The sequence below is a fragment of the Bradyrhizobium sp. 25ACV genome (assembly GCF_054863005.1).
The window spans coordinates 34,136-59,583 of the sequence record NZ_JAVAYO010000005.1 but is presented as its reverse complement, the minus strand read 5'-3'; the positions used below and the strand labels follow the sequence as shown (position 1 = coordinate 59,583).

Here is a 25,448-nt window from a genome sequence, read left to right as displayed (position 1 = left end):
CTCGTGCCCCGGCCGCAGAGCCGGGGCCCAGTTCTCCGCGATGAACGAAATAGTGGGTCCCGGCTCTGCGCAGCAGCGCATAGCGCGTCAAAGACGCGCGTGAACGCGCTGGTGGCGCTGCAGCGCGTCCGGGACACGAAAGCGCATACCTCTGACCTCGATTCACGGCTTGCAATTTCCGTCCGTCTCTGGCGGTAAAGGCCATGCTCTCGACCCCCAGTTCCCCCTTCAGCGCAGCCTATCAGGCCCAGATCGCCTCCGGCGCGATCGAGCCCGATGCTGCGCAAGCCGAAGTCGCCGAAGCCTATGCGGCGCTCGATCTGCGGCTCGCGGACTACAAACCGCAGCGCAAGCAGGGCCTGCTTGCCCGCCTGTTCAGCAGCGACAAGGATGACGCGCCGCGCGGGCTCTACATCCATGGCGAGGTCGGCCGCGGCAAGACCATGCTGATGGATCTGTTCTTCCAGCACGCCTCGGTCGAGCACAAGCGGCGGGCGCATTTCCACGAATTCATGGCGGACGTGCATGAACGCATCTACGACTATCGCCAGAGCATCGCGCGCGGCGAGATCGCCGACAGCGATGTCATCGCGCTGACCGCCAACGCGATCTTCGAGGAAAGCTGGCTGCTCTGCTTCGACGAATTCCACGTCACCGACATCGCGGATGCGATGATCCTGGGGCGACTGTTCGCTAAATTGTTCGAGCTCGGCACCGTCGTGGTCGCGACCTCCAACGTCGCGCCTGACGATCTCTACAAGGGCGGCCTGAACCGGTCGCTGTTCCTGCCCTTCATCAAGCAGATCACCGACCACATGGACGTCGCGCGGCTCAATGCGCGCACCGATTTCCGGTTGGAAAAACTTCAGGGCGTGCCGATGTGGCTGACGCCGGCCGACGGCGATGCGGATGCAGCCCTCGATCGCGCCTGGGCCAAGATGACCGGCAACGCCAAATGCAAGTCGCGAGACATCACGATCAAGGGCCGCATCCTGCACGTGCCGTGCTCGGCCCATGGCGTGGCGCGGTTCTCGTTCGCCGATCTCTGCGAGAAGCCGCTCGGGGCATCGGACTACCTCCGGCTGGCGCACGACTATCACACCATCCTGGTCGACCATATTCCAGTGATGGACCAGTCCCAGCGCAACGCCGCCAAGCGCTTCATCACGCTGATCGACGCGCTCTATGACAATGCCGTGAAGCTGATGGCCTCGGCCGATGCCAACCCGATCTCGCTCTACCTGGCCCATGAGGGCACCGAGGCCATGGAGTTCAAGCGGACGGCGTCGCGCCTGATCGAGATGAGCTCGGAATCCTATCTGGCGCTGGCTCACGGCCGCAAGGATTCCACCGCAAGCGGCTCCACCAAGGGGTTGGTAGAGACTTAAGTCCTATTCGCTAGCGCTGTCATTCCGGGCTCGCGCTTCGCGCGCCCCGGAATCACGGACCTGTATGGCTGCTATCGCGCCAAGCCCGACAATTGGGCATCCGGCGACTTGAACGGGGGAGGCGAAAGGGATAACCACCCTCTCAGTTTTTCCCCACCTTACGTGTCTAAAGGACAGGCTCACATGGCGCGCGACAAGATTGCTTTGATTGGCTCCGGTCAGATCGGCGGAACGCTGGCTCATCTCATCGGCCTGAAAGAGCTGGGCGACGTGGTGATGTTCGACATCGCCGAAGGCGTGCCGCAGGGCAAGGCGCTCGACATCGCGCAGTCCTCGCCGGTCGACGGTTTTGACGCCCACTACACCGGCGCGAACTCCTACGAGGCGCTCGACAACGCCAAGGTCTGCATCGTCACCGCCGGCGTGCCGCGCAAGCCCGGCATGAGCCGCGACGATCTTCTCTCCATCAACCTCAAGGTCATGGAGCAGGTCGGCGCCGGCATCAAGAAGTACGCCCCGGACGCCTTCGTCATCTGCATCACCAACCCGCTCGACGCGATGGTCTGGGCGCTGCAGAAGGCTTCGGGCCTGCCGCACAAGAAGGTCGTCGGCATGGCCGGCGTGCTGGATTCGGCCCGCTTCCGCTACTTCCTGGCCGACGAGTTCAACGTCTCGGTCGAAGACGTCACCGCCTTCGTGCTCGGCGGCCATGGCGACACCATGGTGCCGCTGGTGAAGTACTCCACCGTCGCCGGCATTCCGCTGCCCGACCTCGTCAAGATGGGCTGGACCTCGCAGGCGCGCCTCGACGAGATCGTCGACCGCACCCGCAACGGCGGCGCCGAGATCGTCAACCTGCTCAAGACCGGCTCGGCCTTCTACGCGCCGGCCGCCTCGGCAATCGCGATGGCCGAGAGCTATCTGCGTGACAAGAAGCGCGTGCTGCCCTCGGCCGCGTACCTCAACGGCGAATACGGCGTGAAGGACATGTATGTCGGCGTGCCCGTCGTGATCGGCTCCAAGGGCGTCGAGCGCGTCGTCGAGATCGAGCTCGCCGGCAAGGACCGCGAAGCCTTCGACAAGTCGGTCGGCGCGGTGCAGGGCCTGGTCGACGCCTGCAAGAAGATCGCCCCCGATCTTCTCGGCCGCTAAGCGCCAAGCAAGTCCCGCCGAAGCCCGAAAACCGGTCTTCGGCGGTTTCACTTCCGGGGACCGGTTGTCGGGACGGGTCCGGTTTCAGCAGTCCAGAGATCTCGAAGTCAAAGAATCCGGGTTGCAGTTCCTGTGGTATATGGTATGCCAGCCACAAGACTGAGGTGGGCCCTTGAGGTCACCGCCCGCGGGTTCAGGGAGCGACCATATGAATATCCATGAATATCAGGCCAAAGCGCTGCTCAGCGAGTTCGGCGTAGCGATCTCCAAGGGCGTGCCCGTCCTGAAGCCCTCGGATGCGGAAGCCGCCGCCAAGGCGCTGCCGGGTCCGGTCTATGTGGTGAAGAGCCAGATCCACGCCGGCGGCCGCGGCAAGGGCAAGTTCAAGGAAGCTTCCGCCGGCGACAAGGGCGGCGTCCGCATCGCCAAGTCGGCCGCAGAGGTCACCGAGTTCGCCAAGCAGATGCTCGGCGCCACGCTGGTGACGATCCAGACCGGCCCCGCCGGCAAGCAGGTCAACCGCCTCTACATCGAGGACGGCTCCGACATCGACAAGGAATTCTACCTCTCGCTCCTGGTCGACCGCGAGACCTCGCGCGTCTCGTTCGTCGTCTCGACCGAGGGTGGCGTCAACATCGAGGACGTCGCGCACAACAATCCTGAGAAGATCGTGACCTTCTCGGTCGATCCCGCCACCGGCATCATGGGCCATCACGGCCGCACGGTTGCGAATGCGCTGAAGCTCTCCGGCGATCTCGCCAAGCAGGCCGAGAAGCTCACCGCACAGCTCTACGCGGCCTTCGTCGGCAAGGATATGGCCATGCTGGAGATCAACCCGCTGGTCGTGACCAAGCAGGGCCAGCTCCGCGTGCTCGACGCCAAGGTGTCGTTCGACGACAACGCGCTGTTCCGTCACCCCGAAGTGCTCGCCCTGCGCGACGAGACCGAGGAAGACGCCAAGGAAATCGAGGCGTCCAAGTACGACCTCAACTACGTCACGCTCGACGGCAACATCGGCTGCATGGTCAACGGCGCCGGACTTGCCATGGCGACGATGGACATCATCAAGCTCTACGGCATGTCGCCGGCGAACTTCCTCGACGTCGGCGGCAGCGCCAGCAAGGAGAAGGTCGCGGCCGCGTTCAAGATCATCACCGCCGATCCCAACGTGAAGGGCATCCTCGTCAACATCTTCGGCGGCATCATGAAGTGCGACGTGATCGCCGAGGGCGTCACCGCTGCGGTTCGTGAAGTCGGTCTCAGCGTGCCGCTGGTGGTCCGCCTCGAGGGCACCAATGTCGAGCTCGGCAAGAAGATCATCCGTGAATCCGGCCTGAACGTGGTGCCGGCCGACAATCTCGACGACGCCGCGCAGAAGATCGTGAAGGCCGTCAAGGGAGGCTAAGGCCATGGCCCAGGACCATCTCGCCGCATCATCTCCGCTTCCCGAGCACGCGCGTCTTGCCGCGTTCGCCGGCGAATGGGATGGCGAAGAGGTGGTCTTCCCGTCGCGCTGGACGGCGGGCGGGCCGGCAAGTTCGCACGTCGTCGCGCGCATGGACCTGAATGGATTTTATCTGATCCAGGACGCGGTGCAGCTGCGCGACGGCAAGCAGATCTTCGCCACCCACGGCATCTTCACCTTCGACAGCGACGACCGGACCTACAAATTGTTCTGGTACGACTCGCTCGGCTACACGCCGCCTTCGCCCGCCTCCGGCGGGTGGGTCGGCAAGACCCTGACGCTGGTGCGCGGCTCGCTTCGCGGCAATGCGCGCCACGTCTACGAAATCATCGACGACAATTCCTACTCGTTGAAGATCCAGTTCTCGCCGGACGCGGAAGGCTGGGCCGACGTGCTCACCGGCGTCTACCGCCGCATCCACTGATCCTCTCACTCTGTTAGTTTCGCGAAAGCAGACCTCATGTCCATCCTGATCGACAAGAACACCAAGGTCATCTGCCAGGGCTTCACCGGCAAGAACGGCACCTTCCATTCGGAGGCCGCGATCGCCTACGGCACCAAGATGGTCGGCGGCACCTCGCCGGGCAAAGGCGGCGCGACGCATCTGGGCCTGCCGGTGTTCGACACCGTGCGCGATGCGCGTGAGAAGACCGGCGCCGATGCATCGGTGATCTACGTGCCGCCGCCGGGCGCGGCCGACGCGATCTGCGAAGCGATCGACGCCGAGATCCCCCTGATCGTCTGCATCACCGAGGGCATTCCCGTCATCGACATGGTGCGCGTGAAGCGCTCGCTGGCCGGTTCCAAGTCGCGCCTGATCGGGCCGAACTGCCCGGGCGTCATGACCGCCGGCGAGTGCAAGATCGGCATCATGCCCGCCAACATCTTCAAGACCGGCTCGGTCGGCATCGTCTCCCGCTCGGGCACGCTGACCTATGAAGCCGTGTTCCAGACCTCCCAGGAAGGCCTCGGCCAGACCACCGCGGTCGGCATCGGCGGCGACCCGGTCAAGGGAACCGAGTTCATCGACGTCCTCGAAATGCTCCTGGCCGACCCCAAGACCGAGTCGATCATTATGATCGGCGAGATCGGCGGTTCCGCCGAGGAGGACGCTGCCCAGTTCCTCAAGGACGAGGCCAAGCGCGGCCGCAAGAAGCCGATGGTCGGCTTCATCGCCGGCGTCACCGCCCCTCCCGGCCGCCGCATGGGCCATGCCGGCGCGATCATCTCGGGCGGGAAGGGCGACGCCGGTTCCAAGACCGAGGCGATGAAATCGGCAGGGATTACAGTGTCCCCGTCACCCGCCCGCCTCGGCCATACGCTTGCCGAAAAGTTGAAAGGCTGATTCACTTCTTCGCACTTTTCCGGGCGAAGTTTCGCAGCAAATAGGGTAAAGGGTGCCTGTCGCGCCGAGCCTCTGCCGGGGAGCTCGGTGCCAGCGCCGTTTGTTATGCGCGAACCGAAATCGCCAGGAACTCCAGTATGTCTCGCCAGGACGCGAACGCAGCCTTTGCCCTGTCATCCTTTTTGCAGGGCACCAACGCCACCTACATCGACGAAATCTACGCCCGCTACGAGAAGGACCCGTCCTCGGTCGACGCCGAGTGGCGGGAGTTCTTCAAGAGCCTCAACGACCACCCCGGTGACATCAGCAAGAACGCCGAGGGGCCGTCCTGGGAGCGCACCAACTGGCCGCTGACCCCACAGGACGACCTGACCTCTGCCCTCGACGGCAACTGGGCCGAGGTCGAGAAGGCGGTCGGTGCCAAGATCGCGGCCAAAGCGCAGGCCAAGGGGGGTGACAAGGGCGCCGGTCTCTCCTCCGCCGATCTGCTCCAGGCGACGCGCGACTCCGTCCGCGCCCTGATGCTGATCCGCTCCTACCGCATGCGCGGTCACTTCCATGCCAAGCTCGATCCGCTCGGCATCGAAGCCCAGCGCAACCGCGAAGAGCTCGATCCGCGTACCTACGGCTTCAGCGAAGCCGATTTCGACCGCAAGATCTTCCTCGATCACGTGCTCGGCCTCGAATACGGCACGCTGCGCGAGATCACCGCGATCTGCGAGCGCACCTACTGCCAGACGCTCGGCGTCGAGTTCATGCATATCAGCAATGCCGCGCAGAAGGCCTGGATCCAGGAGCGCATCGAGGGTCCGGACAAGGAGATCTCGTTCACCCGCGAAGGTCGCCGCGCCATCCTGATGAAGCTGGTCGAGGCCGAGGGCTTCGAGAAATTCTGCGACACCAAGTTCACCGGCACCAAGCGCTTCGGTCTCGACGGCGCCGAATCGCTGATCCCGGCGCTCGAGCAGATCATCAAGCGCGGCGGCAATCTCGGCGTGAAGGAGATCGTGCTGGGCATGCCGCACCGCGGCCGCCTCAACGTGCTGACGCAGGTGATGGGCAAGGCGCACCGCGCCCTGTTCCACGAATTCAAGGGCGGCTCCGCCAACCCCGACGCGGTCGAAGGCTCGGGCGACGTCAAATATCACCTCGGCGCGTCCTCGGACCGCGAGTTCGACGGCAACCGCATCCATCTGTCGCTGACCGCCAACCCCTCGCATCTCGAGATCGTCGATCCCGTGGTGCTCGGCAAGGTCCGCGCCAAGCAGGACCAGCATGGCGATCCGCCCGACATGCGCATTTCGGTGCTGCCGCTCCTGATGCACGGCGACGCGGCGTTCGCCGGCCAGGGCGTGGTCGCGGAATGCTTCGGCCTGTCCGACCTGAAGGGCTACCGCACCGGCGGCTCCGTGCATTTCATCGTCAACAACCAGATCGGCTTCACCACCTATCCGCGCTACTCGCGCTCCTCGCCCTATCCGTCGGACGTGGCGAAGATGATCGACGCGCCGATCTTCCATGTGAACGGCGACGATCCGGAGGCCGTGGTGTTCGCGGCCAAGGTCGCGATCGAATTCCGGCAGAAATTCCACAAGCCCGTCGTCATCGACATGTGGTGCTATCGCCGCTACGGCCACAATGAGGGCGATGAGCCGGCATTCACTCAGCCGGTGATGTACAAGCGGATCGCGGCCCATGCCTCGACCCTCACCCTCTACTCCAAGCGATTGATCGCCGAAGGCGTGGTCACCGAGGGTGAAGTCGACAAGCTGAAGGCCGACTGGCGCGCGCGGCTCGACGCCGAGTTCGAGGCCGGCACCTCCTACAAGCCGAACAAGGCCGACTGGCTTGACGGCAAGTGGTCCGGCTTCAAGATCGCCGATCAGGAAGAGGATGCGCGGCGCGGCGTCACCGGCGTTGATCTTCCTGTTCTCAAGGATATCGGCCGCAAGATCACCAAGGTGCCGGATGGTTTCCGCGTTCACCGCACCATCCAGCGCTTCCTCGACAACCGCGCCAAGGCGATCGACGGCAACGCGGGCGTCGACTGGGCGACCGGCGAGGCGTTGGCGTTCTGCACGCTGCTCAACGAAAACCATCACGTCCGCCTGTCCGGACAGGATTCGGAGCGCGGCACCTTCTCGCAGCGCCACTCGGTCCTGATCGACCAGGAAGACGAGAGCCGCTACACGCCGTTCAACCATCTCGGTCACGAGCAGGGCCATTACGAGGTCATCAACTCGCTGCTGTCGGAAGAAGCCGTGCTCGGCTTCGAATATGGCTACTCGCTCGCCGAGCCGAACACGCTGACCCTCTGGGAAGCCCAGTTCGGCGACTTCGCCAACGGTGCGCAGGTCGTGTTCGACCAGTTTATCTCCTCGGGCGAGCGCAAATGGCTGCGCATGTCCGGCCTCGTCTGCCTGCTGCCGCACGGCTATGAGGGGCAGGGACCGGAGCACTCCTCGGCGCGCCTCGAGCGTTACCTGCAGATGTGCGCCGAAGACAACATGCAGGTGGTCTACCCGACCACGCCGGCGAACTACTTCCACGTGCTGCGTCGGCAGCTTCATCGCGAAATCCGCAAGCCGCTGATCGTGATGACGCCCAAGTCGCTGCTGCGTCACAAGCGTGCGGTGTCGCGCATCGAGGAACTTGCGAAGGACACGTCCTTCCACCGCATCCTCTATGATGACGCCCAAATGCTGCCGAACGAGGCGATCAAGCTCGTCCCGGACGAGAAGGTCCGCCGCATCGTGCTGTGCTCCGGCAAGGTCTATTACGACCTCTACGAGGAGCGCGAGAAGCGCGGCATCGACGACATCTATCTGATGCGCGTCGAGCAGCTCTATCCGGTGCCGCTGAAGGCGCTGGTGGCCGAGCTGTCGCGCTTCAAGAAGGCCGAGATGGTGTGGTGCCAGGAAGAGCCCCGCAACATGGGCGCCTGGCACTTCATCGAGCCCTATCTGGAATGGGTGCTGAACCAGGTGAACGGCGTGAGCCGGCGTCCGCGTTATGTCGGCCGCGCCGCTTCCGCCGCGACCGCGACTGGTCTGATGTCCAAGCATCAGGCGCAGCTGAAGGCATTCCTGGACGAAGCACTGAGCTGAACTTTTTTAACTGCGTCATGCCCCGCTCGGAAGAGCGGGGCATCCAGTAGGTCGCGACTGCGAACGTCCCGGCTCGCTGGATGGCTTGCTTTTCGCTGGCCGTGACATCCGGAATTCATGACCGCACCGGCGATCCCTTAAGGAAAAGACCATGACTGAAATTCGTGTGCCGACGCTCGGCGAATCCGTCACCGAGGCCACCATCGGCCGCTGGTTCAAGAAGGCCGGCGACCCCGTCGCCGTCGACGAGCCCTTGGTGGAGCTCGAGACCGACAAGGTCACCATCGAGGTCCCGGCGCCCTCCGCCGGCACGCTGAGCGAGATCATCGCCGCCGATGGCGCGACCGTCGCGGTCGGCGCGCTGCTCGGCCAGATCACGGAAGGCGCCGCAGGCGCTGCCAAGCCCGCCGCCGCGCCCGCCAAGCCCGCCGCTGCCGCTCCTGCCGCCGCTGCTGCTTCCGCGCCGGCTCCGGCCGCGAAGGCGCCGCCGGCCGACGCGCCGCTCGCCCCGTCCGTGCGCAAGCTCTCGGCTGAGACCGGCGTCGATGCCTCGACTGTTCCGGGCTCCGGCAAGGACGGCCGCGTCACCAAGGGCGACATGCTTGCCGCGATCGAGCGGGCGGCCTCTGCGCCGACCCCGGTCAACCAGCCCGCCGCCGCCGTGCAGGTGCGCGCGCCCTCGCCGGCCGATGACGCCGCCCGCGAAGAGCGCGTCAAGATGACCCGCCTGCGCCAGACCATCGCGCGCCGCCTCAAGGACGTCCAGAACACCGCGGCCATGCTGACGACCTTCAACGAGGTCGACATGACCAACGTGATGGCGCTGCGAGCGCACTACAAGGACGCGTTCGAGAAGAAGCACGGCTCCAAGCTCGGCTTCATGGGCTTCTTCACCAAGGCCGTCGTGCAGGCGCTGAAGGACATCCCGGCCGTCAACGCCGAGATCGACGGCACCGACCTGATCTACAAGAACTACTACCACATCGGCGTCGCCGTCGGCACCGACAAGGGCCTCGTCGTGCCCGTGGTGCGCGACTGCGACCACAAGTCGATCGCCGACATCGAGAAGGGCATCGCCGATTTCGGTCGCCGCGCCCGTGACGGCCAGCTCAAGATCGACGAGATGCAGGGCGGCACCTTCACCATCACCAATGGCGGCATCTACGGCTCGTTGATGTCGACCCCGATCCTGAACGCGCCGCAATCCGGCATCCTCGGCATGCACAAGATCCAGGAGCGGCCGATGGTCGTCGGCGGCAAGATCGAGGTCCGCCCGATGATGTATCTGGCGCTGTCCTATGATCACCGCGTCATCGACGGCAAGGAAGCCGTCACCTTCCTGGTTCGCGTCAAGGAGAGTCTGGAAGATCCGGCGCGCCTGGTGCTCGATCTCTGAGGGAGGCGACGATGGGGGAGCCGTCGCTTGCGCATGCGCTCATCTCCATGGTGCCGTTCCTGCTGACCACCCTTATCTTTTTCTTCTTCGCGATTCCGATCAGTCGAAGAAAAGGTAAGGGGGTCGGCTTTGCCGCTTGGTGCCTGATTCCGTTTCTCACGCCCTTCATTCTGTTCCATCTGGTGAGCCTCACGGACAAGTCCGTGCTGGATCGATTGGCCGCTCTTGAGGGCAAGACGTCGTAGTGCGCTCGAACTCGTGGGGATTGATGTGACCGATAAAGTCGTTGTCATCACCGGCGGCAGCCGTGGCATTGGCCGCGCGACCGCGATTGCGGCGGCTGCGCGCGGCTATCGCGTCGTGGTCGGCTATGCCAGCAACAAGAAGGCCGCCGATGAGGTTGTCGCCCAGATCGAGGCCGGCAATGGCAAGGCGATCGCGGTGAAATGCGATGTCGCCGAGGAAGGCGACATCCTCGATCTGTTCAAGCAGGCCGACAAGTTCGGCACGTTGGCCGCGCTCGTCAACAATGGCGGTATCGTCGGCACCAGCGGCGTGCGGGTCGACGAGATGTCGGCCGAGCGCATCCAGCGCGTGCTCGCGGTCAACGTCACCGGCTCCATTCTCTGCGCGCGCGAGGCCGTGAAGCGGATGTCCACCAAGCACGGCGGCAAGGGTGGCGTCATCGTCAACCTGTCTTCGGTCGCGGCGCGTCTCGGCGCGCCCAACACCTATGTCGACTATGCCGCGTCCAAGGGCGCGATCGATTCCTTCACCACCGGCCTCGGCTATGAGGTCGCGGGCGAAGGCATTCGTGTCGCGGGCATCCGGCCGGGCCTGATCGATACGGAAATTCACGCCGCCGGCGGCGAGCCCGACCGCGCCCATCGTCTGGCCCAAATGGTGCCGATGAAGCGCGTCGGCACCGCCGATGAAATCGCCAATGCCATCGTCTGGCTGATGTCGGACGAGGCTTCCTACATCACCGCAGCAACTCTCGATGTGTCCGGCGGACGCTGACGCGCCGCGCGGACGCTGACACATCCCCATCACGCTAAACCTACGGGACTTTCTCTCATGGCTACCTACGATCTCGTCGTCATCGGCACCGGACCGGGCGGTTATGTCTGCGCGGTGCGCGCAGCCCAGCTCGGCATGAAAGTCGCCGTGGTCGAAAAGAACGCAACCCTCGGCGGCACCTGCCTCAATGTCGGCTGCATGCCGTCGAAGGCGCTGCTGCACGCGTCCGAGATGTTCGAGGAAGCCGGGCACTCCTTCGCCAAGATGGGCGTGTCGGTGTCCTCGCCGAAGCTCGATCTTCCCGCGATGATGAACTTCAAGCAGCAGGGCATCGACGGCAACGTCAAGGGCGTCGAGTTCCTGATGAAGAAGAACAAGATCGACGTGCTCAAGGGCACCGGCAAGATCCTGGGCACCGGCAAGGTCGCGGTCTCCGCCGATGGCAAGTCGCAGACGATCGAAACGAAGAACATCGTGATCGCGACCGGTTCGGACATCGCGCGCCTCAAGGGTATCGAGATCGACGAGAAGCGCATCGTGTCCTCGACCGGCGCGTTGTCGCTCGACAAGGTGCCCGGCAAGCTCTTGATCGTCGGCGCCGGCGTGATCGGCCTCGAGCTCGGCTCGGTCTGGCATCGTCTCGGTGCCGAGGTCGTCGTCGTCGAATTCCTCGATCGCATCCTGCCCGGCATGGACGGCGAGATCGCCAAGCAATTCCAGCGCATCCTGGAAAAGCAGGGCTTTGCGTTCAAGCTTGGCGCCAAGGTCACCGCCGTCGACAGCTCAGGCAAGACGCTGAAGGCGACCATCGAGCCCGCCGCCGGCGGCGCCGCCGAGACGCTGGAAGCCGACGTCGTTCTGGTCTGCATCGGCCGCGTCCCCTACACCGACGCGCTCGGCCTGAAGGAGGCCGGCGTCGCGCTGGACAATCGTGGCCGCGTCCAGATCGATCCGCACTTCGCCACCAGCCTGAAGGGCGTCTATGCCATCGGCGACGTCGTCGCTGGGCCCATGCTCGCGCACAAGGCCGAGGACGAAGGCGTGGCGGTGGCCGAGATCATCGCCGGCCAGTCCGGCCACGTGAACTACGACGTGATCCCAGGCGTCGTGTATACCACCCCGGAAGTGTCCTGCGTCGGCAAGACCGAGGAGGAGCTGAAGCAGGCGGGCGTGGCTTATACCGTCGGGAAGTTTCCCTTTACCGCCAACGGCCGCTCCAAGGTCAACCAGACCACTGACGGCTTTGTGAAGATTCTCGCAGATGCGAAGACCGATCGCGTGCTCGGCGTGCACATTATCGGCCGCGAAGCCGGCGAAATGATCCATGAAGCGTGCGTTCTCATGGAGTTTGGCGGCAGTGCGGAAGATCTCGCGCGCACCTGCCACGCGCATCCGACCCGCTCGGAGGCCATCAAGGAAGCCGCGCTTGCAGTCGGCAAGCGGGCCATCCATATGTAGTCACGCGCCCAGCGCCTAATCGGGCGGGAAACACATGCTGCGCCGCCTTCTTCAACCGGTCTGGGTCCTGCTTGCGATCGTCTTCCTGATCGAAGCCTGGCTGTGGGACCATCTCGAGCCGATCGTTGCAAAGGTCGTCGCGGCGATCCCGCTGGCGCGCTTCAAGCAATGGCTGACGGAGCGCGTCGATGCGCTGTCGCCGGCCATGACGTTGATCGTGTTCGCGGTCCCGATCGTCCCGCTGTTTCCGCTCAAGCTGGTCGGCCTGTGGCTGCTCACGCATGAATACTGGACCAGCGCGGTCTTCACGATCGTTTTCGCGAAGCTGCTCGGCGTCGGCGTCACTGCCTTCGTGTTCGACGTGACGCGCGACAAGCTTTTGGAGATGCACTGGTTCGAGCGGATCTATGATCTGGTGATGAAGGTCCGCGCCAAGGCGCACCTGCTGGTCGACCCGATCAAGCGCCGTATCCGCGAGCTGATCGCCGGCAACGGCGAAGGCTGGTCGTCACGTACGCTGCGTCTGATCCAGCGCTTCAGGAAGAGCGTGCACCAGGCGCGGTAGCTGCCTGCTGCTTACACACTGTCATCGCCACATATTCGGTGTCATTGCCCGTCAAGCCGGGGCATGACACTGTCTGTGTGGCTTGTGGCGAGCGCGTCAGCGCACCAATCAATGCAAATGCACCAGATGCGGCCACCACAGGCCGAGGCCGGTCATGAGCAGGCCGGCGAGCGTCAGGATGCCGGCGACATAGGCCAGCGCGAACATGCCGGTGATGATGGTGGCCGAGGCCAGCACGATGCCGATCTGGAAGGCGGCCGACGCCAGCTCGAAGTGGTGGTATTTCGCGGTCGCCTCGTCGCGCTGGTGCTCGGCATGCTTGGCCTTCTCGGCGAGCTGCTCGGTGCCTTCGCCGGTCTCCGGCTCGGAGCGGTAGCGCTGCGCGGTCTTGGTCCAGTCGTCGACCTGCTTCTGCACCGCGGGCTTCTGCGCCTCGTCCGCGCCGGCGAGCGCGAGCTTGCCCTGCTCGGCGGCGGTGATCACCATGGTGCGGCGGATGCTCTTGGCCTGGAAGAACGCCCAGAGATTGGCGGCCTCGACGTTCTTGCTGATGGATTCGGTCTGGGCGCCCTTGCCGAGCGTCTCCGAGATCGCCAGGAACAGCGCCAGCACGGCAATCAGGAGCGCGATCTTCTTGTTCGAGCCGGACGCGTGTTCGGCGTGCTCGGCGTGCTCCATGCTTTCATGTGCGCTCATCAGTCTCTCCTGCCTCGGTTCCGCAACGATTGACCGAACCGCGCGGCCTGCGCAAGAGGCAAGGCAGTTATGACGTCAGTGTGTCAGCGCCAATTCGTCAGCGTCTTGGATGCGCGCTGGCATAGACTTCCAGCAGGCGCTCGGAATCGATGCCGGTGTAGATCTGCGTGGTCGAGAGCGAGGAATGGCCGAGCAATTCCTGGATGGCGCGCAAGTCCCCGCCGCGCGACAGCAGATGCGTGGCGAAGGAATGCCGGAGCGCGTGCGGCGTGGCGCTGTCGGGCAGGCCGAGCGCGCCGCGCAGCCGCTCCATCGCGAGCTGGATGATGCGCGGGCTCAAGGGACCGCCGCGCGCGCCGACGAAGATCGGGCCCTCGGCGGGCAGCGGATAAGGGCACATCGCGACATATTCCTGAACGAGCTCGAGCACGTTCTGCAGCACCGGCACCATGCGGGTCTTGTTGCCTTTGCCGGTCACGATCAGCACGTCGCCCTCGCCGGGACGCGGCACTTCGCGGCGCTTCAGGCCGAGCGCCTCCGAGATGCGGAGCCCCGAGCCGTACAAGAGCGCCATCACCGCGGCATCGCGCGCCAGGATCCAGGTGTCGCGATCCTCGCCGGCACGCTCGTCGGCATCGGCAAGGCGCTTGGCTGATGCCATCGGCAGCGGCTTCGGCAAGGTCTTGGCCACCTTCGGCGCACGGATCGCCGAGAGTGCGCCGACCTTGCCCTTGCCTTCGCGCTCGAGGAAGCGGCCGAAGGAGCGCAGGCCGGCCAGCGCACGCATCAAGCTGCGGCCGGCGATGTCGTCGGCGCGTCGCATCGCCATGAAGGCGCGGACGTCGGTGGCCTCCAGCGCCGCGAAGCGCTTCAGCGTCACGCGCTCGCCCCAATGGCTGCAAAGGAAATCCAGGCACTGCCGCAAGTCGCGGCCATAGGCTTCCAGCGTCTTCGGCGACAATCGCCGCTCGGCGCCGAGATGCGACAGCCAGCGCGTCATCTCCTGCGCGATCGAGGGATCGGCGCTGGCGAGCTCGAGAGGTGGGGCGACGGCTTTGCTCATGCGCACTGGACGTGGTGATTCCACTCAGTATATCGCATCACACCCGTTTATCGTTCGCTAAGGCCGCCCCAGGGCGCTAGCCTTGAGGCCCCCGGTTCCGATTCTTCGTTCATGGATCACACCTCGCGCAGCACCACCGCCCCCACCAACGCGACCGGCATGGTCGACGTGCTGGTGCCGGTCGCGCTCGACCAGACCTATTCCTACAAGGTGCCGCGCGGAATGGAGCTGAAGGCGGGCGATCTCGTCGCCGTGCCGCTCGGGCCGCGCGAGGTGCTGGCCGTGGTCTGGGGCGAGAACGCCAATCCCGATCCGCGCCTGCACAACCGTCTCAAGGAGGTCAACGAGAAGCTCGACATCCCGCCGCTCAAGCCCGAGCTGCGGTCCGTGGTCGACTGGGTCGCCAATTACACACTGAGCCCGCGCGGCATGGTGCTCCGCATGTGCCTGCGGATGGGCGAGACTCTCGGCCCCGAGCGGGTGCGCCCGGGCGTGCGCCTGGTCGGCGACCCGCCGAAAAGGCTGACGCCGGCACGGCAGCGCGTGATCGAGGTGCTGTCGGACCGGCTCCTGCACGGCAAGTCTGAAGCCGCCAAGGAAGCCGGCGTCTCCTCAGGCGTGATCGACGGGCTCGTCGACGAAGGCACGCTCACGGTCGAGCCGATGCCGCCGCCTCCGCCGTCGCCGGTGCCCGATCCGGATTTCGGCCGGCCGGATTTTACCCCGCTGCAGCGCGCGGCCGTCGACACGATGCGCGCGCTCGCCGCCAACGGCACCTTCCACGTCGCATTGCTCGATGGTGTCACCGGCTCGGGCAAGACCGAGGTCTATTTCGAGGCGATCGCGGAAGCCATCCGCCGCGGCAGGCAATCGCTGATCCTGATGCCGGAGATCGCGCTCACCGGCCAGTTCCTCGATCGCTTCGCGCAACGCTTTGGCGTGCGGCCGATCGAATGGCATTCCGAGCTGACGCCGCGCACCCGCGCGCGGAACTGGGCGGCGATCTCGGGAGGGAGCGCGCCGGTCGTGGTCGGCGCGCGCTCCGCGCTGTTTCTCCCCTACGCCAATCTCGGCCTGATCGTCGTCGATGAGGAGCACGACCAGGCCTACAAGCAGGACGAGGGCGTGCATTATCACGCCCGCGACATGGCGGTGGTGCGCGCGCATATCGCAAAAATCCCGGTCGTGCTGGCGTCGGCGACGCCGTCGGTCGAATCCGAGGTCAATGCGCGCAAGAACCGCTATCAGCGCATCGCGCTGCCCTCGCGCTTCGGCGGCCAGCACATGCCGCATATCGAGGCGATCGACATGCGCCGCGAGCCGCCGGCGCGCGGGCGCTTCATCTCGCCGCGGCTTGCTGGTGAAATCAGAAAAGCGATCGAGAAGCGCGAGCAGGCGCTGCTATTCCTCAATCGCCGCGGCTATGCGCCGCTGACGCTGTGCCGCGGCTGCGGCCACCGCTTCGCCTGCACCATCTGCGATGCCTGGTTGGTCGATCACCGCTTCCGCCAGCGCCTGGTCTGTCATCATTGCGGCTTCTCGATGCCGCGGCCGCATCTCTGTCCGAACTGTTCGGCCGAGGAATCGCTGGTCGCGGTCGGCCCCGGCGTCGAACGCCTGCAGGAGGAGGCGGCGGCGCTGTTCCCGCAAGCCCGCACCATGGTGCTGTCGAGCGATCTCATCACCTCGATCGAGACGATGCGCTCCGAGCTTGCCGAGATCGCGGAGGGCCGCGTCGACATCATCATCGGCACGCAGCTCGTCGCCAAGGGCCACAATTTCCCGCGGCTCAATCTGGTCGGCGTGGTCGATGCGGATCTTGGTCTGTCCAATGGCGATCCGCGCGCGGCGGAACGCACCTGGCAATTGCTCAACCAGGTGATCGGCCGCGCCGGGCGCGAGCAGGGCCGCGGCATCGGCTATCTCCAGACCCACCAGCCCGATCATCCCGTGATGAAGGCGCTGATCGCCTGCGACCGCGAGGCTTTTTACGACAGCGAGATCGATCTGCGCGAACGCACGCTGTATCCGCCGTTCGGCCGGCTCGCCAGCCTGATCATCTCCGCCGGCGACCGCCCGAGCGCCGAAGGGCTTGGCCGCCGCCTCGTCGCGCTCGCCCCGCGCGACGAGCGCGTCGTGGTGCTCGGCCCGGCGGAGGCGCCGCTCGCCGTGATCAAGGGCCGCTACCGCTTCCGCATCCTGGTGAAATCGGCGCGCGGTTTCGACCTCTCGGACTATTTGCGCAACTGGCTCGCCGTCTGCCCGAAGCCGACGGGCAATCAGAAGCTCGAAGTCGACGTCGATCCGCAGAGCTTTTTGTAGGGGGCTGAGCTCTCTCCTCTCGTGCCCCGGACGCAGCGCAGCGTCTCTTTGACGGTGCGCTGCAGAGCCGGGGCCCATCTCACAGAGGAGCGCTCGGCTTCTGGATCCCGGCTCTGCGCCGCAACGCCAAGCGGCGTTGCAGCTCGTCCGGGACACCAGCGGCGATGACGGCCAATAAAAAAAGCCCGCGGTCCCCCAAGACCGCGGGCTTGTTTCATGCGCGCATCAAACTGATGAAAACTGCGCGCGATCGATGGACGCTTTATCGCGCCTTAGGAGACGACTTCCGCGGTGACGCGGCCGACGCCGCGACCCGTGAGGCCGATGGCGCGGGCAGCGCCCGTGGAGAGGTCGAGAACCCGGCCGCGAATGAACGGGCCACGGTCATTGATGGTGACGACGACGCTCGAGCCGCCGTGGGTGACGCGCAGCTTGGTGCCGAACGGCAGCGAACGGTGCGCCGCGGTCATAGCATTCTGGTTGAAGCGCTGGCCCGAGGCCGTGCGGCTGCCGGACTCGTTGCCGTAAAAGGAGGCCATGCCGGAGAAGCTGTGGCCCGTGCCCGAGGTCGGCGTCATCGACGCATTGGCGTTGCGCCAATCGGAGGTCGCGTTGGTATCGGTCTGAGCGTGGTGGCGGTGATGATGATGCCGGTGATGCCGGGATTTGGCGGAAGCTTCGGTGGCAGTTCCACCGATGAGAAGAGTTGCGGCAATGAAAGCGATCGCCGTGCGCGGCCGGGTCACAAAGCCCAGCGTCTTCAAAGACAGCATTTAGTGGTCCCTAAGCTAGTATTGCCACACATGTGGCTAGTGGAGCCCCCATCAGTTTGTGAGCGGGTTGGCGTTTCGATTCCTAATGAGGCGTGAATTGGGCAGTAAATCCATTCTGTGTCGTCATGAAATATCTTGTTACCGCGATCAGATATTCAGCCGATGTTCCGTAATCTTCGCTTTTAACGATTTGTTAACCTATGTAATACTGCTAAATACTGTAAAAGCGAAGTCATCATCTTGAGCATTTTGAATTGGGTAAGTATTCGGCGAGTGGAGCTGGCGAGGCCGGAATCACGCCTCAGCGATCCGTGTTCATGGCCGCTATGCGCTGAGAGCAGGAACCAACAAGGCGAGACACGGCAGAGCCCCGCGACAATTCCGCGGCGCGGCGCCACGTCACCATGTCCTTGCTCAAGTCCCTGATACGGTCGTCGGATCGGTGGGTGACCGACGTATCCAGCGTGCGACGAACTGGCGACAGAACCTCGTGCCTTTAATTTGGCGTCATGTTGCACCTGCGCGCCTGCTATGTTAGCAAAGCCGCGATTTTCACGGATCCGGCACGTCCCGTGTCGGCCGGAAATCGAAGTCCCGCTTGAATTCCAAGGGCTTGGATCGCTTGGCGCCGCTTTGTGGCGACGGTTTTTCCCTTGCGAGTTTGACAGCAAAAAGAGCGCGTCTGTGGCTGCAGAAGATACGTCCGTTTCAGGTGTGTCCGGCCGTTATGCAACGGCCTTGTTTGAACTGGCCCGCGACCAGAAAGTGGTCGACGAGGTCAAAGCCGATCTCGAGAAATTCGAGGCCATGCTGAACGAGAGCGCCGATCTGAAGCGCCTCGTCCGCAGTCCGGTTTTCGCGGCCGATGCCCAGTCCAAGGCCCTTTCGGCCGTGCTGGCCAAGGCCGGTATCGCCGGCATCTCCGCCAATTTCCTGAAAGTCCTGACCGCCAATCGCCGCCTGTTCGCGGTGGTCGACGTCATTCGCGCCTACCGGGCCCTGGTCGCCAGGTTCAAGGGCGAGGTGACGGCCGACGTCACCGTGGCGGAAACGCTTTCGGACAAGAATCTCGACGCCCTCAAGGTTGCCCTGAAGTCGGTGACCGGCAAGGACGTCGCGCTCAACGTGAATGTCGATCCCTCGATCATCGGTGGCCTCGTCGTCAAGCTCGGCAGCCGCATGATCGATAGTTCGCTTCGCACCAAACTCAATTCGATCAAGCACGCGATGAAAGAGGCAGGCTGATGGACATCCGCGCCGCGGAAATTTCCGCGATCCTCAAGGACCAGATCAAGAATTTCGGCCAGGAAGCTGAAGTCTCCGAAGTCGGACAGGTGCTGTCCGTCGGCGACGGTATTGCCCGCGTCTATGGTCTGGACAACGTCCAGGCCGGCGAGATGGTCGAGTTCGAGAACGGCACCCGCGGCATGGCGCTGAACCTCGAAACCGACAACGTCGGCGTCGTGATCTTCGGCGGCGACCGTGAGATCAAGGAAGGCCAGACCGTCAAGCGCACCCGTGCCATCGTGGACGCGCCGGTCGGCAAGGGCCTGCTCGGCCGCGTCGTCGACGCGCTCGGCAATCCGATCGACGGCAAGGGTCCGATCCAGGCCGACAAGCGCATGCGCGTCGACGTCAAGGCGCCCGGCATCATTCCGCGCAAGTCGGTGAGCGAGCCGATGGCGACCGGCCTCAAGGCGATCGACGCCCTGATCCCGATCGGCCGCGGCCAGCGCGAGCTGATCATCGGCGACCGTCAGACCGGCAAGACCGCGATCGCGCTCGACACCATCCTGAACCAGAAGCCGCTCAACGCGCAGCCCGACGAGAACATCAAGCTGTACTGCGTCTACGTCGCGGTCGGCCAGAAGCGTTCGACCGTCGCCCAGTTCGTGAAGGTGCTGGAAGAGCAGGGCGCGCTCGAGTATTCGATCGTCGTCGCCGCCACCGCTTCGGATCCGGCGCCGATGCAGTACATCGCGCCGTTCACCGCCTGCACCATGGGCGAGTTCTTCCGCGACAACGGCATGCACGCGGTCATCATCTATGACGATCTGTCCAAGCAGGCCGTCGCCTACCGCCAGATGTCGCTGCTGCTGCGCCGCCCGCCGGGCCGCGAGGCTTATCCGGGCGACGTGTTCTACCTGCATTCCCGTCTGCTCGAGCGCGCGGCCAAGCTCAGCAAGGATCACGGCTCGGGCTCGCTGACCGCACTGCCGGTCATCGAAACCCAGGCCAACGACGTGTCGGCCTACATTCCGACCAACGTCATCTCGATCACCGACGGTCAGATCTTCCTGGAAACCGACCTGTTCTTCCAGGGCATCCGTCCCGCGGTGAACGTCGGTCTGTCGGTGTCGCGCGTCGGCTCGTCGGCGCAGACCAAGGCCACCAAGAAGGTCGCGGGCAAGATCAAGGGCGAGCTGGCGCAGTACCGCGAAATGGCGGCGTTCGCGCAGTTCGGTTCCGACTTGGACGCCTCGACCCAGCGCCTGCTGAACCGCGGCTCCCGCCTGACCGAGCTCCTGAAGCAGCCGCAGTTCGCGCCGCTGAAGATGGAAGAGCAGGTCTGCGTGATCTGGGCCGGCACCAACGGCTATCTCGATCCGCTTCCGGTCAACAAGGTGCGCGCGTTCGAGGACGGTCTGCTCTCGCTGCTGCGCGGCAAGAACGTCGAGATCCTCAATTCGATCCGCGACACCCGCGACCTCTCCGACGACGTGGCTGCCAAGCTGAAGTCGGTGGTCGAAGGTTTTGCGAAGAGCTTCGCTTAAGCGTCGTCATGGCCGGGTCTTCCGGCCATGATCGCTTCGCGAGAGGCAAGACAATAAGAAGCGTGCCCGGCGCCCGGCCGGGCATTGCGATCGGGACAGGCTAGCGGTCCGACGTATCAGTCGAACCGCCGGGGTGAACGAAGAATGGCGTCACTTAAAGACATGCGCGTGCGCATCGCCTCCACCAAGGCGACGCAAAAGATCACCAAGGCCATGCAGATGGTCGCGGCGTCCAGGTTGCGCCGCGCCCAGCAGGCGGCCGAAGCTGCGCGCCCCTATGCCGACAAGATGAGCGCGGTGATCTCCAACATCGCCAGCGCTGCAGCCGGTTCGCCCGGCGCGCCGGCGCTGCTTGCCGGCACCGGCAGGGACCAGGTCCACCTGCTGCTGGTCTGCACCGGCGAGCGCGGCCTGTCCGGCGCCTTCAACTCCTCGATCGTGCGTCTCGCGCGCGATCGTGCCCAGGCGCTGATGGCGCAGGGCAAGGAAGTCAAATTCTTCTGCGTCGGCCGCAAGGGCTATGAGCAGCTCCGCCGCCAGTTCGACAAGCAGATCGTCGAACATCTCGATTTGCGCAGCGTTCGTCAGCTCGGTTTCGTCAACGCCGAGGACATCGCCAGGAAGGTGCTGGCCCGTTTCGAGAACGGCGAGTTCGACGTTTGCACGCTGTTCTACGCGCAGTTCAAGTCGGTGATCGCGCAGATCCCGACCGCGCAGCAGATCATTCCGCTGGTCGTGGAAGAGAAGGCGGCGAACGCGCCGTCGACGTCCTACGAATATGAGCCGGAGGAGGACGAACTCCTTTCGGGCCTGCTGCCGCGCAACATCGCGGTGCAGATCTTCCGCGCGCTGCTGGAGAACACCGCTTCGTTCTACGGCGCGCAGATGAGCTCGATGGACAACGCCACCCGCAACGCCGGCGAAATGATCCGCAAGCAAACCCAGATCTACAACCGAACCCGTCAAGCCCAGATCACCAAGGAGCTGATCGAGATCATCTCCGGCGCCGAGGCGGTCTGACGCACGAACTCAACGACGGTCGTTCAAGTAAAGAATTTCGAAGGAGAGCTTCATGGCTACAGCAGCTAACCCGGTCGGTCGCGTCACCCAGGTCATGGGCGCCGTCGTCGACGTTCAGTTCGAGGGCCACCTCCCGGCCATTCTCAATTCGCTGGAAACCAAGAACGGCAACATCCGCCTCGTGCTGGAAGTTGCGCAGCATCTCGGTGAGTCCACCGTGCGCACGATCGCCATGGACGTGACCGAAGGTCTGGTGCGCGGCCAGGAAGTGACCGACACCGGCCTGCCGATCCGCGTTCCCGTCGGCGAAGGCACGCTCGGCCGCATCATCAACGTCATCGGCGAGCCGATCGACGAAGCCGGCCCGGTCAACGCCGAAAGCCTGCGCCCCATCCATCAGGACGCGCCGAGCTACACCGACCAGTCGACCGAAGCTGAAATTCTGGTCACCGGCATCAAGGTCGTCGATCTCCTGGCTCCGTATGCGAAGGGCGGCAAGATCGGCCTGTTCGGCGGCGCCGGCGTCGGCAAGACCGTGCTGATTCAGGAGCTGATCAACAACGTCGCGAAGGCGCACGGCGGTTACTCCGTGTTCGCCGGCGTCGGCGAGCGCACCCGCGAGGGCAACGACCTCTATCACGAGTTCATCGAGTCCAAGGTCAACGCCGATCCGAAGAATCCGGATCCGAGCGTCAAGTCGAAGTGCGCGCTGGTGTTCGGCCAGATGAACGAGCCGCCCGGCGCCCGCGCCCGCGTCGCGCTCACGGGTCTGACCATCGCGGAAGACTTCCGCGACAAGGGCCAGGACGTGCTGTTCTTCGTCGACAACATCTTCCGCTTCACTCAGGCCGGCTCGGAAGTGTCGGCGCTGCTCGGCCGCATTCCTTCGGCGGTGGGTTATCAGCCGACGCTCGCCACCGACATGGGCGCACTGCAGGAGCGCATCACCACCACGCAGAAGGGTTCGATCACCTCGGTGCAGGCCATCTACGTTCCGGCCGACGACTTGACCGACCCGGCGCCCGCGACCTCGTTCGCGCATCTTGACGCGACCACCACGCTGTCGCGCTCGATCGCCGAAAAGGGCATCTATCCCGCGGTGGATCCGCTCGACTCGACCTCGCGCATGCTCTCCCCGCTGGTCGTCGGCGAGGAGCACTACGCGGTTGCCCGTCAGGTCCAGCAGGTGCTGCAGCGCTACAAGGCGCTCCAGGACATCATCGCCATTCTCGGCATGGACGAGCTTTCGGAAGAGGACAAGCTGACCGTGGCGCGCGCCCGCAAGGTCGAGCGCTTCATGTCGCAGCCGTTCCACGTCGCCGAAATCTTCACGGGCTCGCCGGGCAAGTTCGTCGAGCTCGCCGACACCATCAAGGGCTTCAAGGGCCTGGTGGAAGGCAAGTACGACCATCTGCCCGAAGCCGCCTTCTACATGGTCGGCACGATCGAAGAAGCCGTCGAGAAGGGCAAGAAGCTCGCGGCGGAAGCGGCCTAAGCTTTCTCATCTCGTCATCGCCGGGCTTGACCCGGCGATCCATCGAGAGAGAATTTTCGTTGATTGATGGACCCGCGGGTCGAGCCCGCGGGTGACAAGCGAAGCAAGCGGAAACACCATGGCTACCTTCCACTTCGATCTCGTCTCTCCGGAAAAGCTCGCCTTCTCGGGCGAGGTCGATCAGGTCGACATCCCCGGCGTCGAGGGTGATTTCGGCGTGCTGGCAGGGCATGCGCCGGTCGTGGCTGCGATCCGTCCGGGCATTCTCACCATCACCACCGGCGGCCGTCATGAGAAGGTCATCGTGCTCGGCGGTCTCGCCGAAGTCTCCGAAAAGGGCCTGACCGTGCTCGCCGATGTCGCGACGTCGCTGGCCGAGCTCGACCGCGCCCAGTTCGCGGCGACCATCTCGGAGATGGAAGAGGGGCTGAAGGAGCATGAAGGCGGCGAGCTCGATCAGGCGATCGAGCGGCTCGACCACTTCAAGAGCATCCAGCAGCAGCTCAACTCCACGGCTATGCACTAAGCCCCGGGGCACCGCTCCGGGGCTCGAACGAGAACCTTGCACGACAATCCCTGACCAAGTGCAGCGCTCGTCACACCCGTGGCGGGCGCTGAAACTTTGTTGCACCCCGCCGCCGATAACGGCATTCTGCCCTGCGAATTTGTTCCCGGGGCGGGTCGCAGATGAAACGCAAGATCGCAGCGATTTTCGCAGCCGATATTGCCGGTTACTCGAGACTGGTTGCCGAAGACGAGGAGGAGACGCTGCGGCGGCTCGCCTCCTATCGCGAGGTCGTCGACGATTTCATCGCGAGGGCCGGCGGGCGCATCTTCAATACGGCGGGCGATGCGGTGCTCGCGGAATTTCCGAGCGCGGTCGATGCGGTGCGTTGCGCGATCGACATCCAGGAATCCTTGCGGACCCGCAACATGGCTTATCCGCCGAGCCGGCAGATGTCGTTCCGCATCGGCATCACCATCGGCGACGTGGTCGAGCGCAACGGCGATCTGCTCGGCGACGGCGTCAACATCGCGGCGCGGCTGGAGGGTCTCGCCGAGGTCGGCGGCATCTGCGTCTCGCGCGCGGTGCATGAGCAGGTCGCCAACAAGCTCTCGGTGCAGTTCGCCGATATCGGCGCGCAGGAGGTCAAGAACATCCCGACGCCGGTGCATGCCTACATGGTGGCGATGCGGCGCGAGGACGGCAGCTATAGCAAGCCGCAGCTGAAGAAAGCGGGCTCAAAGCTCGCCACGGCACCGGTGTGGATGTGGCCGCTGGTGGTCGCAATCGTCTCGATCGTCGCCATCGGCGTCACCGGCTTCCTCTACAACACCAAGCTCAAGCAGACGGCGAATGTCGCAGCGACGCCGGCCGCAGCACCAAGCGCGGCGCCGAGCCTTGCGCCGACACAAATGGCGAAGGCGCCGATGATGCCGATGACCGCGCCGAATGCCGGCGCTGCGATGGCGCCGATGCCTGCGCCGTCACCATCGGCCGCGCCGATGGCCGGCAAGTTTGCGGCCGACAGCGTGCCGTTCATCAACGAGCGTGTCCGCAACTTCCTCGCCGGCGACTATTCCACGGCCGGCGACTACAAGGCTTTCGCGCTCAATGTCGGCGGCTTCACCGGCTCGGCCCTCAACCAGCCGAACGAGGAGGCCGCGCGCAACACCGCGATCGAGCAGTGCCAGAAGCGCGCCGATGCCGCGCAATCGCCGCGGCGCTGCGAGCTCTATGCGGTTGGCAACAACGTCGTCTACACGCACGGCAAGCCGCCGATGCCGCCGTCTCCCTATTTCAGGCACGACGTCATGACCGAGCGCACCTTCGCATCGAAGGATTTTCCGATGGTGCGCGATCCGCAAAAGGTCCGGCTGGAGAACATGTTCGTGCCGGCGGCGAAATCCCGCTCGGTCGCGCTCGGCCCGGGCGGACAATATTTCATGGTGCTCGGCGCATTGTCGCCGGAGGACGCAGCGCGGCGCTCGCTGGAATCGTGCGGCGCGATCGCTGGCGTCCCGTGCCTCGTGGTCGCGATCGACGACAATTTCGTCGTGCCGATCCCGACGCTGTTCAGGATCACCGGCTTCTTCAATGCCGCCTCCAACGCCTCGATCGTGGCGGATGCGCGCGGCGAGGTCGTGCGCAAGCTCGGTGACGCCATGGGCTGGAATGCGGTCGCGGTCGGCACCGCGGGCCGGCCAGGCCTCGGCCTCAAGGCCGCCGACGAGCAGGCCGCCGTCACTTCCGCACTATCCGATTGCGCCAAGCGCGACAGCGATTGCCACGTCATCGCTCTCGGCCCGTTCACGGTGGGCCCGATTAATTAGGCGTGCTGAGACTGGGCCCGATCGCTGCCGGGCGCGAGATGCGCTCCCTCTCCCGCTTGCGGGGGAGGGCTGGGG

General features: G+C 64.8%; 21 protein-coding genes. 18 read left to right on the top strand and 3 right to left on the bottom strand.

The annotated features are described in order from the left end of the window. Positions 1-203: 203 nt before the first annotated feature. From zapE to RAD04_RS12985, 11 genes are all read left to right on the top strand, one after another. Positions 204-1,388 (top strand): cell division protein ZapE, encoded by a 1,185-nt coding sequence (zapE, locus tag RAD04_RS13035; protein WP_461624113.1) that lies wholly within the window; start codon positions 204-206, stop codon positions 1,386-1,388. A 183-nt stretch (positions 1,389-1,571) separates the two neighbouring features. After that, entirely contained in the window at positions 1,572-2,540 is a 969-nt protein-coding gene (gene mdh / locus RAD04_RS13030) for a malate dehydrogenase (protein ID WP_008145224.1), read from the top strand. A gap of 208 nt (positions 2,541-2,748) precedes the next feature. Further along, complete coding sequence (gene sucC / locus RAD04_RS13025) at positions 2,749-3,945, top strand: ADP-forming succinate--CoA ligase subunit beta (protein ID WP_461621076.1); 1,197 nt, start codon at positions 2,749-2,751, stop codon at positions 3,943-3,945. A gap of 4 nt (positions 3,946-3,949) precedes the next feature. Further along, on the top strand, positions 3,950-4,429 hold the full coding sequence (locus tag RAD04_RS13020) for a DUF1579 family protein (RefSeq protein WP_461624112.1): 480 nt from the start codon (positions 3,950-3,952) through the stop codon (positions 4,427-4,429). A gap of 36 nt (positions 4,430-4,465) precedes the next feature. Next, a complete protein-coding gene (sucD, locus tag RAD04_RS13015) occupies positions 4,466-5,350 on the top strand; it encodes a succinate--CoA ligase subunit alpha (RefSeq protein ID WP_091964944.1) in 885 nt (294 codons plus the stop codon). Between the two features lie 137 nt (positions 5,351-5,487). After that, positions 5,488-8,457, top strand: a complete 2,970-nt coding sequence (locus RAD04_RS13010; protein ID WP_461624111.1) for a 2-oxoglutarate dehydrogenase E1 component — start codon at positions 5,488-5,490, stop codon at positions 8,455-8,457. A 151-nt stretch (positions 8,458-8,608) separates the two neighbouring features. Then, the gene (gene odhB, locus RAD04_RS13005; protein WP_338309512.1) at positions 8,609-9,853 is read left to right on the top strand and encodes a 2-oxoglutarate dehydrogenase complex dihydrolipoyllysine-residue succinyltransferase; all 1,245 of its coding nucleotides are present in this window, start codon (positions 8,609-8,611) and stop codon (positions 9,851-9,853) included. A gap of 11 nt (positions 9,854-9,864) precedes the next feature. After that, entirely contained in the window at positions 9,865-10,098 is a 234-nt protein-coding gene (locus RAD04_RS13000; RefSeq protein ID WP_018318867.1) for a hypothetical protein, read from the top strand. Positions 10,099-10,123: 25 nt separating this feature from the next. Further along, a complete protein-coding gene (locus RAD04_RS12995) occupies positions 10,124-10,873 on the top strand; it encodes an SDR family oxidoreductase (RefSeq protein WP_461624110.1) in 750 nt (249 codons plus the stop codon). Between the two features lie 57 nt (positions 10,874-10,930). Then, positions 10,931-12,331, top strand: a complete 1,401-nt coding sequence (gene lpdA / locus RAD04_RS12990; RefSeq protein ID WP_183261131.1) for a dihydrolipoyl dehydrogenase — start codon at positions 10,931-10,933, stop codon at positions 12,329-12,331. A 34-nt stretch (positions 12,332-12,365) separates the two neighbouring features. Next, positions 12,366-12,896 (top strand): hypothetical protein, encoded by a 531-nt coding sequence (locus RAD04_RS12985; protein ID WP_461624109.1) that lies wholly within the window; start codon positions 12,366-12,368, stop codon positions 12,894-12,896. 108 nt (positions 12,897-13,004) lie between these two features. On the opposite strand, the gene RAD04_RS12980 is transcribed toward RAD04_RS12985, so the two are convergent. Together RAD04_RS12980 and RAD04_RS12975 are read right to left on the bottom strand one after the other, a co-directional pair. Next, positions 13,005-13,592, bottom strand: a complete 588-nt coding sequence (locus RAD04_RS12980; RefSeq protein ID WP_461624108.1) for a DUF4337 domain-containing protein — start codon at positions 13,590-13,592, stop codon at positions 13,005-13,007. Between the two features lie 97 nt (positions 13,593-13,689). Next, a complete protein-coding gene (locus RAD04_RS12975) occupies positions 13,690-14,655 on the bottom strand; it encodes a tyrosine recombinase XerC (RefSeq protein ID WP_461624107.1) in 966 nt (321 codons plus the stop codon). A gap of 111 nt (positions 14,656-14,766) precedes the next feature. On the opposite strand from RAD04_RS12975, the gene RAD04_RS12970 reads away from it, so the two are divergent. Then, complete coding sequence (locus RAD04_RS12970; protein ID WP_461624106.1) at positions 14,767-16,977, top strand: primosomal protein N'; 2,211 nt, start codon at positions 14,767-14,769, stop codon at positions 16,975-16,977. A gap of 272 nt (positions 16,978-17,249) precedes the next feature. Here RAD04_RS12970 and RAD04_RS12965 read toward each other — a convergent pair whose 3' ends face one another. Then, entirely contained in the window at positions 17,250-17,750 is a 501-nt protein-coding gene (locus tag RAD04_RS12965) for a septal ring lytic transglycosylase RlpA family protein (protein ID WP_018318860.1), read from the bottom strand. A 684-nt stretch (positions 17,751-18,434) separates the two neighbouring features. Here RAD04_RS12965 and RAD04_RS12960 point away from each other — a divergent pair. The 6 genes from RAD04_RS12960 (at position 18,435) to RAD04_RS12935 (ending at position 25,373) form a co-directional block, all read left to right on the top strand. Beyond that, positions 18,435-18,995, top strand: coding sequence for a F0F1 ATP synthase subunit delta (locus RAD04_RS12960; RefSeq protein WP_018318859.1), 561 nt, complete (start codon positions 18,435-18,437; stop codon positions 18,993-18,995). After that, positions 18,995-20,524 carry a F0F1 ATP synthase subunit alpha gene (gene atpA / locus RAD04_RS12955; protein WP_028139207.1) on the top strand — a complete coding sequence of 510 codons (1,530 nt, stop codon included), beginning with the start codon at positions 18,995-18,997 and terminating at the stop codon, positions 20,522-20,524. Before RAD04_RS12960 ends, atpA begins: the two co-directional genes overlap by 1 nt. Before the next feature lie 144 nt (positions 20,525-20,668). Continuing rightward, entirely contained in the window at positions 20,669-21,544 is an 876-nt protein-coding gene (locus tag RAD04_RS12950; RefSeq protein ID WP_461621087.1) for a F0F1 ATP synthase subunit gamma, read from the top strand. 52 nt (positions 21,545-21,596) lie between these two features. Continuing rightward, positions 21,597-23,039, top strand: a complete 1,443-nt coding sequence (gene atpD, locus RAD04_RS12945) for a F0F1 ATP synthase subunit beta (protein ID WP_028139206.1) — start codon at positions 21,597-21,599, stop codon at positions 23,037-23,039. A gap of 118 nt (positions 23,040-23,157) precedes the next feature. Beyond that, positions 23,158-23,565, top strand: a complete 408-nt coding sequence (locus tag RAD04_RS12940) for a F0F1 ATP synthase subunit epsilon (RefSeq protein ID WP_091964925.1) — start codon at positions 23,158-23,160, stop codon at positions 23,563-23,565. A gap of 161 nt (positions 23,566-23,726) precedes the next feature. Beyond that, the gene (locus tag RAD04_RS12935) at positions 23,727-25,373 is read left to right on the top strand and encodes an adenylate/guanylate cyclase domain-containing protein (protein WP_461624105.1); all 1,647 of its coding nucleotides are present in this window, start codon (positions 23,727-23,729) and stop codon (positions 25,371-25,373) included. Positions 25,374-25,448 lie beyond the last annotated feature (75 nt).

What these genes read in the sequence shown, in the direction of transcription:
- RAD04_RS12965 (WP_018318860.1), bottom strand. Translation starts at nt 17,750, where the DNA reads ATGCTGTCTTTGAAGACGCTGGGCTTTGTGACCCGGCCGCGCACGGCG.
- RAD04_RS13010 (WP_461624111.1), top strand. Translation starts at nt 5,488, where the DNA reads ATGTCTCGCCAGGACGCGAACGCAGCCTTTGCCCTGTCATCCTTTTTG.
- RAD04_RS12935 (WP_461624105.1), top strand. Translation starts at nt 23,727, where the DNA reads ATGAAACGCAAGATCGCAGCGATTTTCGCAGCCGATATTGCCGGTTAC.
- sucC (WP_461621076.1), top strand. Translation starts at nt 2,749, where the DNA reads ATGAATATCCATGAATATCAGGCCAAAGCGCTGCTCAGCGAGTTCGGC.
- odhB (WP_338309512.1), top strand. Translation starts at nt 8,609, where the DNA reads ATGACTGAAATTCGTGTGCCGACGCTCGGCGAATCCGTCACCGAGGCC.
- RAD04_RS12975 (WP_461624107.1), bottom strand. Translation starts at nt 14,655, where the DNA reads ATGAGCAAAGCCGTCGCCCCACCTCTCGAGCTCGCCAGCGCCGATCCC.
- atpD (WP_028139206.1), top strand. Translation starts at nt 21,597, where the DNA reads ATGGCTACAGCAGCTAACCCGGTCGGTCGCGTCACCCAGGTCATGGGC.
- RAD04_RS12950 (WP_461621087.1), top strand. Translation starts at nt 20,669, where the DNA reads ATGGCGTCACTTAAAGACATGCGCGTGCGCATCGCCTCCACCAAGGCG.
- zapE (WP_461624113.1), top strand. Translation starts at nt 204, where the DNA reads ATGCTCTCGACCCCCAGTTCCCCCTTCAGCGCAGCCTATCAGGCCCAG.
- lpdA (WP_183261131.1), top strand. Translation starts at nt 10,931, where the DNA reads ATGGCTACCTACGATCTCGTCGTCATCGGCACCGGACCGGGCGGTTAT.
- RAD04_RS12980 (WP_461624108.1), bottom strand. Translation starts at nt 13,592, where the DNA reads ATGAGCGCACATGAAAGCATGGAGCACGCCGAGCACGCCGAACACGCG.
- RAD04_RS12940 (WP_091964925.1), top strand. Translation starts at nt 23,158, where the DNA reads ATGGCTACCTTCCACTTCGATCTCGTCTCTCCGGAAAAGCTCGCCTTC.
- RAD04_RS13000 (WP_018318867.1), top strand. Translation starts at nt 9,865, where the DNA reads ATGGGGGAGCCGTCGCTTGCGCATGCGCTCATCTCCATGGTGCCGTTC.
- RAD04_RS13020 (WP_461624112.1), top strand. Translation starts at nt 3,950, where the DNA reads ATGGCCCAGGACCATCTCGCCGCATCATCTCCGCTTCCCGAGCACGCG.
- RAD04_RS12985 (WP_461624109.1), top strand. Translation starts at nt 12,366, where the DNA reads ATGCTGCGCCGCCTTCTTCAACCGGTCTGGGTCCTGCTTGCGATCGTC.
- sucD (WP_091964944.1), top strand. Translation starts at nt 4,466, where the DNA reads ATGTCCATCCTGATCGACAAGAACACCAAGGTCATCTGCCAGGGCTTC.
- RAD04_RS12970 (WP_461624106.1), top strand. Translation starts at nt 14,767, where the DNA reads ATGGATCACACCTCGCGCAGCACCACCGCCCCCACCAACGCGACCGGC.
- atpA (WP_028139207.1), top strand. Translation starts at nt 18,995, where the DNA reads ATGGACATCCGCGCCGCGGAAATTTCCGCGATCCTCAAGGACCAGATC.
- mdh (WP_008145224.1), top strand. Translation starts at nt 1,572, where the DNA reads ATGGCGCGCGACAAGATTGCTTTGATTGGCTCCGGTCAGATCGGCGGA.